The following is a 15235-nucleotide window of genomic DNA, read 5'->3' on the forward strand; positions in this document are numbered from 1 at the left end:
AGCATTAGAACAATAAAGGAGCTCCAACCTATTGGTTGGAGCTCCTTTTCATATAACATACGATGGAATTAGTTCATACTATCGCTTGCGAGCACTTGCTTCGTGCTTGCATCGATACCTTCATTCTTCGCTTGCCCGTCACCTGCAGCAGGTGCGGGTGCTGAGTTGGAAGTACGAAGCGGGATTTCTTTCAAGAAGAAGACCAACCCAAGTGCAAGGACTAGCACAATCGTACCTGTTAAGAATACCGTAGACAAGGTGGAGCCTAGTGCATCTCGGATCATATCCAGCATTTTGGTGAACAACGGTTGAATATCAGTTGGCAATTTCGCCATCGTCTCATCAATCAGTGGTTTGTTCATCAAGGTCTGCGGATTTGCGAACCCTGCTAATTGCTTCGCAATATTCGGATCCATTTTCGTCATATCGACGCCATGGGCTGCAGCGGACTGCATTTTGTCTGTAATATTATGCTTCAGGCTCGTCGCCATAACGGAACCCATAACAGCAATCCCGATTGTACCACCTAAGTTACGGAACAATTGCGATGATGCTGTTGCAACACCGATTTCCTTGTGCGGTACGGCATTTTGCGTAGCGAGAGAGAAGACCGGCATCCCGAGTCCAAGGCCAATACCGAAGACGATCATACTGATTACAGCCGTCGTTACATTTGTCATGAAGACCATGATGGCCATACCAGCGATCATGATCGGTATGCCAAGCATAGCGAAGCGTTTATATTTTCCGATCTTCGAGATCTTTTGACCTGTGATGGCAGCGGTAATGACCATGAAGATGGACATTGGCATTGTGACATAACCTGCATAAGTCGGCGAAATTTGAAGAACCCCTTGCACGAAGAAGGACAAGTAGATCAAGGCGCCCATCATTCCGAAGTTCATCATGAAGCCAATTAAGTTGGATACGGTAACGATACCGTTTTTAAATAAAGACAGCGGAAGCACAGGGCTTTTCGCGTGTTTCTCGACAAAGATAAAGATAATGGCAGAAATAATCGTAGCTGCGAGTAATCCTAGGATTTGCGGTGAGCCCCATTTATATTCTGTGCCCCCCCAAGAGAAGGCAAGAAGTAATGGAACGAGTGACGTTGTCAGGAAAATTGAACCCAAGTAGTCAATCGATTCTGATTTTTTGCGATCCACTTTCGGGAACAAGAAAATAATCATGAAGAATGCGACAACACCAAGTGGTAAGAAGATCCAGAAGATCCAATGCCAATCCATGTTATCGATCATATAACCACCGAGCGTAGGCCCGATTACACTCGAGAATCCGAATACGGCTGTCATGAGTCCAGTCCATTTACCACGTTCACGCGGCGGGAACAAGTCACCTACAGCGGTAAAGGAAGTCGCCATAATAATCCCTGCGCCGATCCCTTGAATCCCTCGATACGTAATAAATTGATAGACATCGGATGATGTCCCGGTTAGGAAGGCCCCGACCATGAAGAATAAGATCCCGGCTAGCAGGAATGGTTTACGTCCATAAATATCGGACAATTTACCGACCAATACGGTCGCGATCGTCGACGTCAACAAATAAATGTTAATCGTCCATGTGTATAGATCCATACCGTCTAGTATGGAAATAATGCGCGGCATGGCGGTACTGCCAATCGTCTGATTGATCGCCGCGAAGAACATGGCAGCCATGATGGCGACCATGATCGTAATTTTACGTTTCAAGGATAAATGCTCCATGATGTTTTCTTCTACTCCTTTTACTCTATTTATCTATCTTCGCAAGCACTGTCGTCAGAATGCGCTTCAAGTGCTTGATATCTTCGTCCGGTAATGAACCGAAGAACATCGCGATGGTTTCTTTCTGGTCTTCCATCACTTGATGTGTGATCTGTCTGCCCTCCTCCGTAATCTGAATGTAGACGACGCGCCGGTCATCTTCTGCACGTGTACGTTCAATGTAGCCTTCCGACAATAGTCGGTCGGCTGCGCCAGTCACGGCACCTGAAGTAATGCACAAGGCTTCTGCAAGCTGCGACACTTTCTGCGGACCATGCTGCTCCAGTTTGAAGAGCATTTTGAATTGAGGGAGGGTCAATTGGTGAACCATACGTTTGTTCCAATTCTGAGACATGCTCTTGATTAGCGTCTTAAATAAGGTAGATACTTCAACCAATTCTGTGTTGATCGGCATGTTGATTCTCCTCGAATGGCTTCGGGGTATGCACGATTCAGCATGTTCAATAGCAGCTAGCAGCAGCCCACCCCAATGCTCAGTTTATTTGCGGCACATATTTTTTATGACTAAAACAATTCACTATCGAATATTTAGACAGTATAAATCTTTTGATTTAAAACGTCAATAGGTAAAGGAAAAGTGTACCAACAGGGAAAAACGTAAATAATATGGTGGCAGAAAAGGCTTCAAATGATATTCTAATAGAAGAAAAAGATGCAGAATGAGGATGGAAGATATGAAATGGATTGAAGTAGCAGCCGCTATTATTGAGAATAAAGCAGGTTCGATTCTGATCGCGAGACGGAAGGCAGGGAAATCGCAGGCCGGATTATGGGAGTTCCCTGGAGGCAAAATTGAACCCGGTGAATCCATCGAAGCTTGTATTCGGCGGGAGCTGATGGAAGAGCTTCAGATCGAAGTAGCGATAAAATCGTATTTCGGCACGCACGAACATCCATATGAGACGGCGAATATCCGGTTAATTGCCTATAAAGTCGTTTACCTTCGAGGCGATATCAGGCTCATCGACCATGATGCGTATCGTTGGGTACGGCGTGAGGAACTTACTGAGATCGCTTTTGCCCCGGCGGATGTACTATTTGTTCAGATGCTGCAAGCAGAATTGGAGGAGAAGTGAATGCCAACCTATACATATAACAAGCTCGTTCGTGACTTGATTCCACACATCATTGAGGCACAGGGCAAAAGAGCGAATACGAGAGTATTAGAAGATTCCGATTATAAGGAAGCGTTGAAAGTCAAATATCGCGAGGAATCCCAGGAATATTTTGAAGCGGACAATGATGGAGAGGCACTTGAAGAACTGGCTGATGCCCTAGAGGTCATCCGAGCGTTAGCGGCTGTACATGGGGCCTCTTGGGACGAGCTCGAACAAATCCGTGCGAAGAAGGCTGCAGAGCGCGGGGGTTTTCAAGATCGTATTTATTTGATCGATGTGGTGGAGGATTGAATAAAGTCCATTTCCAGTAATATGAGGGTGATTTAGGGGAGGAGAAGCTCGCTTATGGAATTCATTCTAACCGTTCATGACATCTTACAACGTCCTCTTTTTCAGAATGCGAAGGTGGTCGCGGGTGTTGGCGGATTAGCCCGTCGCGTGCGTTGGGTTCATATCCTTGAAGTATCGAATTTCGACCAATTGATCAATGGAGAAGAATTAATTCTGACAACAGGCATTAGCTTTCATTCGGATCCATCCTATGCCGTGAGTTATGTAGAGGAATTAGCGAAGCAGAATGCTTCTTGTCTATGTATTGAACTGGGCAAGTTTTTTGACAAAGTACCTGAGGCGATGATTGAGGCGGCCAATAGACATCAGCTGCCACTCATTATTTTCCCGCACACCGTTCGGTTTGTGGATATTACGCAAGATCTACATTCGATGATCATTAATAGTCACCATCGCATTCTGCAAGAATTAGAGAGTGTGTCAAGGGAATTCCATCGACTTACGTTAACTTCGCAAGGGGTTACTAATGTCCTTAAGCTGCTACATACGAGTACCAAAGCACAAGTCATCTACGTTCCGACACAGGGGCAACCAACCTTCAATCCTGCGCTGCCGATTCAGAAACAGAAGAGTTTTTTGGAAGCGCTATCGAACCAAATTCCGGAAATGCCAGAGAATAAACCCAATGTCGTGCCAATGGAGTGGGAGTTCGATAACAAGACCATGATCCTGCAATCTGTAGGTGCCTTAGGGAAGACATGGGCCTACATCGTCATGGTGCTCGAACATCCGCCACAGGAGTATGATTACCTCATTCTTGATTCCGCATCGTTATCCATTGCGCAGGATTTGCTACGCAAACGTTATATTGATGAACGTAAATTGTATACAGAGAACCTATGGGTGGACGACCTGCTGCATGTTCGGATTAAGGACGAGGATCAGATTAAGTCGCTGATGGGTACAGATTTCAAACGTTTGAACGAGGCGAACTATCGGGTGTGCTTGATTGAATTCGATCAGCATGGCGACCAGTCTTTTCATGCGGTGGAAGAGGGGACCGAGTCGATTGGGATTCATCTATCGATGGTACTCCGTTCGATCTTCGAGCAGCATTCCTTCCTGCCTCTCATTACGCTGAAGAATAACCGCCTTATCCTTGTTGCGATTGATCTGAATCCGAAGCGTCCGTCGAAGATTCGATTACAGCAGGTATTTGAGTCGCTACAACAAATTCAGATGGATGAGAAAATCGGCGATATCGATCTGCTCATCGGTGTCGGCCGTTCTTATGTTAAATTAATGAATGCTCATCACAGTTACCAAGAGGCAATTCGGGCGATCTCGCTCTATCCTTGCTTCAAGAAGCCCGTGATGTTCTTCGAAGACTTGGGTGTCTTTCAGCTGCTATTTAATATCGATAATCGAGAGATGCTAGAATCCTTTGTTCATAGCTATCTGGGTCCGTTAATCGAGCATGATGTGACAAGAGGCAGCGAATTAATTCGCACGTTAAAAGTCTATCTAGACCATGATGGGTCGAAGCAAATTGCGGCGCAAAAGCTGTTCATTGTCAGACAATCGCTCTATTACCGCCTTGAGAAAATCGCAGAATTGCTCGGTGCAGACTTTATCCAACCAGAGAACCGCATTGCCCTGCAGGTCGCGCTTCGCGGTTATCAGATGCTGAATCCGGAACGGCTATCGAATCAGGATTAGTTCATTACGATATGGATAAACCGAAACGCTTACCAGCCGAATGCGGATGTGGTAGGCGTTTTGTCGTATGACACGACACATTTTCGACATTTTTGTCAAAAAAGTGAAAGATTCTACTTAACATTCTGTCTAATGCAATGAACCTAAAACAATTTATACTTAATTTCGTAGCACATTAGTATTGTTGTAATCGCTTTCAAATACCTCTTGCACAATGACTCAGGAAGGTGGTCAAAGGGATGCTATGGGATTTTCAATTTAATGTACCGACACGTATTGCGTTTGGAATGGGTAAGGTCAACGAATTAGGTCATCGCGTTAAAGAGTTCGGAGGGAGCAAAGTGCTTGTCGTGACCGACAAGGGATTAATCCAGTACGGCGTTGCTCAGAAAGTATTCGATGTGCTTGAGCAGGCAGGCGTGGATTATGTAGTGTATGACAAGACGAAACCGAATCCACGCGACACGGATTGTATGGAAGCTTATCATTTCGCGCTTCAAGAAGGCGTTGATCTGCTGATCGGCCTTGGCGGTGGCAGTTCAATGGATACGGCAAAAGCGGTAGGCACACTGCTCAGTCATGGCGGTTCGATTCAAGATTGGTATGGGCTCAACACATTGCAGCATGCGATTACTCCGACGATTTGTATCCCTACCACGGCAGGGACCGGCAGTGAAGTCACATTTTTCTCTGTCATAACAGACACATCTACCAATTTGAAAATGAACATTCTGGACGTTCACGTGGCTCCTGTACTCGCACTGCTCGATCCAGAATTGACCCTCACTTTGCCTCCATCTGTCACAGCCTCGACAGGGATGGATGCACTGACACATGCGATTGAAGCCTATACGTGCAATATCGCAGAGCCAATAACCGATGCACTTGCTCTATATGCTATGGATATGATTATTACCAACCTCCCGAAGGCTGTACATGACGGTACAGATCTAGAAGCGCGCAAGAATATGCTTATGGGAAGTCTGATTGCCGGCATCGCATTTGGCAATTCCGACGTAGGCGGCGTTCATTGCATGGCGGAAGCCCTCGGCGGACTGTATGATACCCCGCACGGCGTGGCTAATTCAATCCTCTTACCTTATGTATTCGAATATAACATCCCTTCAAACCCTGCGAAGCATGCCGTTGTGGCAGAGCGCCTGGGCGCAATTCGCCAAGGTCAGTCGGATGAGGAGCTTGCTGCGGAGGGAGTTACTAGACTCATGCAGCTGGCTGAAACCGTGGGGATTCCCAAAATGAGAGATTTACATAACATCAATCCAGCTGATTTCCCGTATCTTGCCGAAGGCGCCACCAAGAATGTATCTGCCCCTAGTAATCCGCGTCCAGCGACACAAGAGGATTATCTTCAATTATTTCACAAAGCTTATGGTCAAATCGGAGTACAAGCTTAACGGTGTTAATTGGTCATTCGAGGAGGAAGATAAATGAGTGGAGTCAAGTTAAATCGGACATTGGGATTCTGGGCAGCTTATTCGGCATCAGTAGGGCTGGTCGTCTCCGGTACAGCGATGGTTTCCTTAGGAAATGGTTATGGTGTTGGAGGTCCAGCATTTAGTATTATTGCTTTTTTCGCTCTTATCGTTATTTTATGTGTAGCTTTATCTTACTCTGAGCTAGCTGCCATGATCCCAGGAGCGGGGATGATTGGCGAGTATACGACACCTGCGTTAGGGAAGTTAGCAGCGATGTTCGCGGTACTCGCGGGATATATCGTACTCGTCGGAACGGATGGCGGCACGAACATGATTGTCGGAGGTCAGAGTATTGAGACATTGACCGGCATCCCATGGGTTTTGGCCGTCGTGATCATCCTTGCAGCCTTAGTCGCTGTCAATATGGCGGGCGTAGGCGTATTCGGCAAAGTGCAGACGATCCTGGCGCTGGGCATGATGGGATTGCTAGGTCTGATCGGTCTATGGGGAACGACAGGCATTGGGCTGCACAGTCAATTGCCTGTACAGCCGCCTTTTTCGACGATGTCCTGGGGCGATCAATTCAAGACCCTCGGTGCAGCGATTTGGCTATTTATCGGGATGGAATTCGTCGCGCCGCTTGCCGAGGAAGTGAAGAGACCGGGTAGAACGATCCCGATGGCGATGATATTCGGTTGTTTGACGATTTGGCTCGTAGACTTATTCTTTGGTCTCGGCATTACGAAATATATCAAGCTTGATGAACTAGCGGCTTCGACGATTCCTCACGTCGCAGGAGCTGAAGCCATGCTAGGCCGAGCAGGATTGATCCTGATGGGGGTCGTATCTATCCTTGCTGCGATTACAACCTGCGATACGTATCTTATGGCGATTCCAAGAATGTTGTACGGCTTGTCCAAAGAGGGCTTGATGCCGAAATTCTTCTCTTATTTGCACCCAAGAACAAGAACGCCATGGTATGGCATTCTATTCGTTACGGCACTGATCACGATCGTTCTAGTGTATGCGGGTCTGAATAATGCCAATATCGGCTTCATTACGACGATGATTAATGTGGCTTGCGCAACATGGCTCATGTCCTACATCATTGCCCAAGTTAATGTGATCGTGCTGCGCCGGAAGTATCCGAATCAACATCGTCCATTCCGCACACCGTTGTATCCGCTTCCGCAAATCGTCGGCATTCTTGCATGTATCTATATGATCTATACCTTGTATGTGAATCCAACCGTATTAAAAATTTCGCTTGTAACCATTGCTTTGATTTTGATATTCGCGATCAGCTACTTGAAAGTGACAGGGCAGAAGCTGTTTACACCGGTGCCGCTCGATCAAGTCTATCGCGGCATTCAATCACGTAGCGAGTCCGATGGTTTAGCTGTGACGGGCAGCGAACAAGATCCGAATTCACAAATTACAGCATAGAAGGGGGAAGCCGATATGGGCGTATATAGCATCGTAGATCGCCGCGCGAACCGGGCATTGAACCAGATCGTGGAGAAATTCCAAGCCATGATTCCGATTCTACATGCGGAAGATAATGCGATTGAATTAGATGGTTCGCAGTATGGCATGGAATCAATGAAGGCTTACCACAACATGATTAATAAATGGATGGGACGCGTCTATATTTATACCTGGGAGTTCTCGCTTCCGGGTATTTCCCTTGCCTCCGATGCGCGAATCAAGCTGCATTACCGAGGTTCGGCTCGAGGGCAGAATCAGGCACAATTCTTGCTCGTATCTGGAGATAGCGTCCTTGCCGATTTGTTGAATGGTGATCCAGAGCTGATCCAGCTATGCAATAAGATGGACGTTGATCAGATGGAGCTGAAGTATAATCGCACTTCGCAGAGGTGGACTGTCCGGATCGCGCCGAATTATGGCGATTTTATCTGGGTACTTATTCCGCCGATGTCCTATGCAAGGAAACCAACAGCTGAGGAAGCAAGCAATACGGTACGATGTATGGAATTACTTGCGATACATATTGAACATCAACAATTAATTATGAGAGGATGATCAACATCATGATAAATAAAGAACCAATGGCAATCGAGAATATGTATATTAACGGGAAATGGGTATCGGCGATGAGCGGGGAGATGCGAGATATTGTGAATCCGGCCAATGGCGAAGTTATCGCTGTTGTGACAGAAGGAAGCAATGCAGATGCGGCAGCTGCGATTCAAGCGGCGAGAACGGCATTTGATCAAGGGGCTTGGCCAGAGATGCATGCGAGAGAACGTGCAGATTTGCTCCATAAAATTGCGGATCGCCTTGAACAACGGGTAGAAGAATTCGCGAAGCTCGAGACGCTAAATAATGGGAAGCCGCTGCGTGAAGCGGAGTACGATATTACCGATTCGATTAATCAGTTCCGTTATTATGCGGGTCTTGCGACCAAACCGCATGGTGTGACCTACGATGTACCGGATCAGATCCAAGCGATGGTTGTACGCGAACCGGTAGGCGTGGTCGGTCAGATCATTCCGTGGAACTATCCGCTCGTGATGGCAACGCAGAAGATTGCGCCTGCTATAGCAGCGGGATGTACCGTCATTATTAAACCAGCGGAGCAGACACCACTGACGCTGATTCGTCTCTTCGAGATCATTGACGAAGTGGGATGTCCTCCAGGCGTATTGAACTTGGTGCTTGGCTTAGGTGCAACGGTCGGACACGAGCTGGCGAGCAGCCCGCTTGTTGACAAGGTAGCTTTTACAGGCGGGACAGAGACAGGGATTAAGATCATGAAGACCGCTGCCGAGACCATCAAGAAGGTGGGCCTCGAGCTGGGCGGCAAATCGCCGAATATCGTGTTCGCGGATGCGGATTTCGATACGGCGGTGGATTATGCGTTATTCGGGATTTTCGCGAATCAAGGGCAGGTCTGCTCTGCGGGATCACGGTTATTGCTCGAAGAATCGCTTGTCGAGACATTCATTCCGGAAATGGTGCGTCGTGCACAGTTGATTGAAGTCGGCGATGGCATGCAAGAGACAACAGAGATGGGACCGCTCATTAGTGAGCGCCAAATGCAGCGTGTGCTGGACTATATCGAGATTGGGAAGAACGAAGGCGCAACGTTATTATGTGGAGGCTACCGTATCATGGACAACGGGCTCGACCGCGGTAACTTCGTCGCACCGACGATCTTCGGTGATACCACGCCAGATATGCGAATCGTACAGGAAGAAATTTTCGGGCCAGTATTGGCTATTCAGACCTTCCGAACGGAAGCGGAAGCGATTGCGCTCGCGAATGGAACGAAATTTGGCTTGGCGGGTGCCGTGTTCACGAGTGATGTAGCGAAGGCACATCGCGTCATCCGTAAGATTCGTGCAGGGATTACGTGGATTAATACGTATCATCCGACATTCAATGAGGCGCCATGGGGTGGTTACAAGCAGAGCGGTATCGGCCGTGAGTTAGGGACCTACGGATTCGAAGAATATCTCGAGACGAAGCAAATTAATGTATCTTTGCAGACGGCGCCTTCCGGTTGGTTCAGACATTAAGCGATAGGAACATATAATTTCTATTGTGGTAAAAAGTTTGATGTTTCTTCCTAACATCCTGTCTAATGTTTTGCATGAGGGAAGTCCCTATACTAAAGGTAACTTTTATATCATAAATCACAGGAGGGTAAGCAAATGTCTGAAGTAAAGACGCAAGTCATGACCATAAAGAACTATATTAACGGGGAGTGGATCGAATCCACGAGCGGCCGTTATGATCAAGTGCCTAATCCGGCAACGGGCGAGATCATTGCGCAGGTGCCGCATTCGAGTCGTGCAGAGTTGGATCAAGCAGCTGAAGCAGCGGCGAAGGCATTTGCCAGCTGGAAGAGCGTTGCCGTTCCGCGCCGAGCACGGATTTTGTTCCGTTATCAGCAATTGCTCGTGGAGCATTGGGAAGAGCTAGCGAAGATCGTGACATTGGAGAACGGTAAGAGCTATCAGGAAGCTTATGGTGAGGTTCAACGCGGAATTGAGTGCGTCGAATTTGCTGCGGGTGCACCGACATTAATGATGGGCAACCAACTGCCGGACATCGCGACGGGCGTAGAATCCGGAATGTATCGCTACCCGATAGGGGTTGTCGGCGGGATTACCCCGTTCAACTTCCCGATGATGGTGCCTTGCTGGATGTTCCCTCTTGCCATTGCTTGCGGGAATACGTTCGTACTTAAGCCTTCGGAGCGTACACCGATTCTTGCAAATCGTCTAGCTGAATTGTTCGAGGAAGCAGGTCTTCCGAAAGGCGTCCTCAGTATCGTCCATGGTTCCCATGATGTGGTGAACGGAATTCTGGAGAACGAGCATATTAAGGCGGTTTCCTTCGTTGGTTCCCAGCCTGTGGCTGAGTACATCTATAAGACGGCTGCTGCGAACGGCAAACGTGTTCAAGCCTTGGCTGGCGCGAAGAACCATTCGATTGTCATGCCGGATGCGGATTTGGATAACGCGGTGACGAATATTATCGGGGCTGCTTTCGGATCAGCGGGTGAGCGCTGCATGGCTTGTGCAGTTGTCGTTGCGGTAGGTGACGTTGCGGATGCGTTGGTTGATCGTCTGTTACAAGCAGCGAATGCGATTAAGATCGGTAACGGTATGCAATCGGATGTGTTCTTAGGCCCAGTGATTCGTGAAGATAACAAAGCGCGTACGATGAAATATATAGAGATTGGTCAATCCGAGGGCGCGGTTCTTGCGCGTGATGGCCGATTGGATCAAGCGGTAGATGGTGAGGGCTATTTCGTTGGGCCAACGATCTTCGATGAAGTGAAACCTGGTATGCAAATCTGGAAGGATGAGATTTTCGCGCCTGTCTTATCGATCGTTCGGGCTAAGGATTTGAAGGAAGCAATCGACATTGCGAACCAATCCGAATTTGCGAATGGCGCTTGTCTCTATACGGATAGTGCGAAGGCGATTCGTCAGTTCCGTGAAGATATCGATGCTGGCATGTTAGGCGTGAATTTGGGTGTGCCCGCACCAATGGCATTTTTCCCATTCTCCGGTTATAAGAAGTCGTTCTATGGAGATCTCCATGCGAATGGTCGAGACGGCGTCGAGTTCTATACGCGTAAAAAAATGCTCACAGCTCGTTACTAATCAGGCGGAGGTGTTGAAGACATGTCAATCAAAAGTGAATCAATCGACATCATTGCAAAAGATCGTCAATACTTGTGGCACGCAATGTCCCCCTATAATGAGAACGTTCCTCCGATGGTCGTCACTTCCGGCGAAGGGTCTTGGATTACCGATCTGAATGGCAACCGTTACCTAGACGCCATGTCTGGATTATGGTGTGTGAATGTGGGCTATGGACGCGAGGAAATGGCGAAGGCAGCTTATGATCAGCTCGTTGCAATGCCATATTATCCACTAACACAGAGCCATATTCCGGCCATCGAGCTCGCGGCGAAGCTGAACGAATGGCTCGAAGGGGAGTATGTGGTCTTCTTCTCCAACAGTGGTTCTGAGGCGAATGAGACGGCATTCAAGATTGCTCGTCAGTATCATGATCAATCGGGGTCACCGAATCGTTATAAATTCATTTCCCGTTATCGTGCTTACCATGGCAACTCCATGGGTGCTCTAGCTGCAACAGGACAAGCGCAACGGAAGTATAAATATGAGCCGCTTGGCGGGGGATTCGTGCATGTGCATCCGCCAGATAGCTATCGTCGTCCTGCAGGCATGAGCAAAGAGGATTTCAATCTGCAATGTGCGCGAGAGATCGAAGATACGATCATTTGGGAAGGCCAAGAGACGATTGCAGCGGTTATCATGGAGCCGGCGATCACAGGCGGTGGAGTCATTGTCCCGGATCCGGTCTATATGGAAGAAGTACAGAAGATCTGCAATCACCACAATGTACTGCTCATTATTGATGAAGTCATCTGCGGATTCGGCCGTTCTGGCCGTAAATTTGGACATATGAACTACGATGTAAAGCCAGATATCGTGACGATGGCAAAAGGGTTAACGAGTGGATATTTGCCATTATCGGCGACGGCTGTGCGCAAAGATATTTATGAAGCATTTAAGGGCAAGGAAGACTATAGCCATTTGCGCCATGTGAATACGTTCGGTGGTACACCTGCAGCTTGTGCGCTTGCGCTGAAGAATCTAGAGATTATGGAGCGTGAGAATCTCGTTGAGCGTTCCCGGATTCTAGGTGAGAAGCTGGAAGCGGGCATGGCAGAGCTGCTTGATCATCCACTCGTAGGAGATATTCGAAGGTTCGGATTCTTAATGGGGGTAGAGGTGGTTCAGAATAAAGAGACCAAAGAGCCATTGCTGCTGCCTGCTGTAGGTAAGATCATTTCCGAATGTAAAGCGAAAGGTTTAATTATAGGGAAGAATGGCGATACGGTTGCGGGCTATAACAACGTGTTAACCTTCTCGCCGCCGTTATCCTGTACGGATGAAGACCTTGAATTCATTGTTAACACATTTAAAGAGGTTATGAACAACCAATAGGGAGTGGGAACAATTATGCTAATCGGTGTGCCAAAAGAGATCAAAAACAATGAGAATCGCGTCGGCATGACTCCAAGTTCTGTTGTAACCTACATCAATGCTGGTCATGAAGTGCTCGTTGAGACGAATGCAGGAGCGGGAATTGGTTTTACAGATCAAGATTACCTTGCAGCAGGCGCGCGCATCGTATCTTCCGCGAATGAAGCATGGGCGGCAGAGATGGTCGTGAAAGTCAAAGAACCGATCCCTTCGGAATATGGTTACTTCCATGAAGGATTAATTCTATATACGTATCTGCACCTTGCACCTGAGCCAGAGTTAACGAGAGCACTCGTCGAGAGTAAAGTGACAGCGATTGCTTATGAGACAATCCAATTGGATAATGGCAGCTTGCCATTGCTAACCCCAATGAGTGAAGTGGCAGGACGCATGTCCATTCAGATCGGTGCGAGATTCCTAGAGAAAGCGAACGGCGGTAAAGGTGTATTGCTGAGCGGTGTGCCAGGCGTTGCGCCAGCGAAAGTCGCCATCGTAGGCGGCGGGATCGTTGGTGCGAATGCAGCGAAAATGGCCATCGGACTTGGTGCCGATGTGAGCATCCTAGACATTAGCCCAGATCGCCTGCGTCAGCTCGATGATATGTTCCAAGGCCGTGTGAAGACGATTATGTCCAATCCGTTCAATATTGCCGAGACCGTTCGTAACGCAGACCTCGTCGTAGGCGCTGTATTGATCCCTGGTGCGCGTGCGCCAAGGCTCGTAACGGAGAAAATGGTACAGAGTATGAGCCCAGGCTCCGTCATCGTCGACGTAGCGATTGACCAAGGCGGCTCGATCGAGACGATTGATCGCATTACGACGCATGATAGCCCAACGTATGAGAAACATGGCGTTGTTCACTATGCAGTAGCGAATATGCCGGGTGCGGTAGCACGAACTTCCACGTTAGCTTTGACCAACGTAACCACACCATACGGTGTACAAATCGCAAGCAAAGGCTACAAGCAAGCGGCGCTCGACAACAAGGCGCTAGCCAAAGGCATCAACGTTGTTGATGGCCAAGTGACCTACAAAGCGGTCGCAGAAGCGCATGGATATACGTTTACGGATGTGTATGCGGTGTTAAATCAAGCCGCGGTTCGCGTGTAATGAAAAGAGGGACATACCCGCGGGAGGCCACTGAAAAACTTACGTTTTTAATTAGTTGAAGGCATGCTTTAAATCAAAAAGACGATATTCCGTTCGAATTCGAACGGAATATCGTCTTTTTCTCTTTATTCTTTATTTTGATTCTTTCATAAGAGTAATGATTCGCTTGAGATTAACAGAAAATATCGCCATGTGTTCCGGTACAAACCTGCAACTTTTCTGCTGCCCATCGCGTAAATATTAGTATTATTCGCTAAATTTAGCCAGGAGATGATTGAATGCGATGGAATAAATGGCTCACGCTCACAATGGGTACCGCTTTGCTTGGGAGTGTTCTCTTCGCGGGTTCACCTGCTTATGCCGCTGCCCCTTCGGTTTTCGTGAACGGAGAGCTTCAATACGATGCCATGATGGTCAAGGGAAATGCGATGATCAAATTGCGGGCGCTGACGGATACGGCGTGGATTGTTTTTGCCTATGATCCGAAGACGCGTGTTGTGATGTTTCATACGAAAGATAACAAGATAACGGTGCAATTGCGGGAAGGGGAAAAGAAGGCAACCGTGAACGGCAAATCCGTTCCGATTGACGCCGCAGTCGTGAACAAGAACGGACTGACGTATGTGCCGCTTCGGTTCATCAGCGAGGCACTTGGCGCTTATGTGAAGTATAACGCGCAAGACAATCGTGTCATCGTACGAACGCCTACGGCCCAGAAAGAATACGAGACGCTGATGCACGGCGATCTGACGGAAGCACGTAAGATTGCGTTAAAAGTGCCAATGATCTCGGGGGATGCGCCGATGTTGGAATCGGGTGAAGGGTATCATCATTATGGTTTCACGTTCCCCGAAGGAGAGGCCCTGCGATTTATTTTCGATAATGCCGGTTACGACTATGGGTACTACGAGGTTAATGAAGAAGGACTAGCGATCAAGAAATGGCAGTATGATGATGTAGCTAAGCGCGAATGGGGCGTGAAGCCGAAGTTTGGAAGCTCGGTCTATTTCTTAGATCAGTGGATGGGCGGTTTATATACATTTGGCAAGACCGATGCCCAAGGGAATAATCAAGAGCTTGGCAGGCTTTTATCCGAAGAGGTCGATGGGAGAGTCGTTCCGATTGAAGGAGAGAAGCGCACGGATGCTAGACCCTAGCGCTTAAGTTTTTTCATATTCATCATTAGGCGTGTTCTCAAGAAGTGATAGAGATTGCTGACA

General features: G+C 47.9%; 13 protein-coding genes. 11 read left to right on the top strand and 2 right to left on the bottom strand.

Translation table 11 applies throughout. From position 1 onward, the window contains the following. Positions 1–68: 68 nt before the first annotated feature. Positions 69–1727: an MFS transporter gene (locus C558_RS0122590; RefSeq protein WP_018758584.1), complete on the bottom strand. Its 1659-nt coding sequence runs from the start codon at positions 1725–1727 to the stop codon at positions 69–71. Between the two features lie 25 nt (positions 1728–1752). Continuing rightward, a complete protein-coding gene (locus tag C558_RS0122595) occupies positions 1753–2181 on the bottom strand; it encodes a MarR family winged helix-turn-helix transcriptional regulator (protein WP_018758585.1) in 429 nt (142 codons plus the stop codon). A 280-nt stretch (positions 2182–2461) separates the two neighbouring features. Between C558_RS0122595 and mutT the strand changes: the two genes are divergently transcribed. From mutT to C558_RS0122650, 11 genes are all read left to right on the top strand, one after another. Continuing rightward, complete coding sequence (gene mutT / locus C558_RS0122600) at positions 2462–2863, top strand: 8-oxo-dGTP diphosphatase MutT (protein ID WP_156826232.1); 402 nt, start codon at positions 2462–2464, stop codon at positions 2861–2863. After that, the gene (locus tag C558_RS0122605; protein ID WP_018758587.1) at positions 2864–3196 is read left to right on the top strand and encodes a nucleoside triphosphate pyrophosphohydrolase; all 333 of its coding nucleotides are present in this window, start codon (positions 2864–2866) and stop codon (positions 3194–3196) included. It begins immediately after the preceding gene. Positions 3197–3250: 54 nt separating this feature from the next. Further along, the gene (locus tag C558_RS0122610; RefSeq protein ID WP_018758588.1) at positions 3251–4915 is read left to right on the top strand and encodes a PucR family transcriptional regulator; all 1665 of its coding nucleotides are present in this window, start codon (positions 3251–3253) and stop codon (positions 4913–4915) included. A gap of 239 nt (positions 4916–5154) precedes the next feature. Then, positions 5155–6330, top strand: a complete 1176-nt coding sequence (locus C558_RS0122615) for an iron-containing alcohol dehydrogenase (protein WP_018758589.1) — start codon at positions 5155–5157, stop codon at positions 6328–6330. A 33-nt stretch (positions 6331–6363) separates the two neighbouring features. Next, positions 6364–7797 carry an APC family permease gene (locus C558_RS0122620; RefSeq protein WP_018758590.1) on the top strand — a complete coding sequence of 478 codons (1434 nt, stop codon included), beginning with the start codon at positions 6364–6366 and terminating at the stop codon, positions 7795–7797. Between the two features lie 15 nt (positions 7798–7812). Beyond that, on the top strand, positions 7813–8394 hold the full coding sequence (locus C558_RS0122625) for a DUF3156 family protein (protein ID WP_018758591.1): 582 nt from the start codon (positions 7813–7815) through the stop codon (positions 8392–8394). Positions 8395–8420: 26 nt separating this feature from the next. Continuing rightward, complete coding sequence (locus C558_RS0122630) at positions 8421–9893, top strand: aldehyde dehydrogenase family protein (protein WP_026264081.1); 1473 nt, start codon at positions 8421–8423, stop codon at positions 9891–9893. Between the two features lie 135 nt (positions 9894–10028). Next, complete coding sequence (locus C558_RS0122635; RefSeq protein WP_018758593.1) at positions 10029–11492, top strand: CoA-acylating methylmalonate-semialdehyde dehydrogenase; 1464 nt, start codon at positions 10029–10031, stop codon at positions 11490–11492. 21 nt (positions 11493–11513) lie between these two features. Further along, positions 11514–12866, top strand: coding sequence for an aspartate aminotransferase family protein (locus C558_RS0122640; protein ID WP_018758594.1), 1353 nt, complete (start codon positions 11514–11516; stop codon positions 12864–12866). 15 nt (positions 12867–12881) lie between these two features. Further along, positions 12882–14015: an alanine dehydrogenase gene (ald, locus tag C558_RS0122645; protein ID WP_018758595.1), complete on the top strand. Its 1134-nt coding sequence runs from the start codon at positions 12882–12884 to the stop codon at positions 14013–14015. Between the two features lie 278 nt (positions 14016–14293). Next, positions 14294–15172: a copper amine oxidase N-terminal domain-containing protein gene (locus tag C558_RS0122650; protein WP_018758596.1), complete on the top strand. Its 879-nt coding sequence runs from the start codon at positions 14294–14296 to the stop codon at positions 15170–15172. Positions 15173–15235: the final 63 nt, after the last annotated feature.

Origin of the sequence: Paenibacillus terrigena DSM 21567, from assembly GCF_000374845.1 — a bacterium.
GTDB lineage: Bacteria > Bacillota > Bacilli > Paenibacillales > Paenibacillaceae > Paenibacillus_K > Paenibacillus_K terrigena.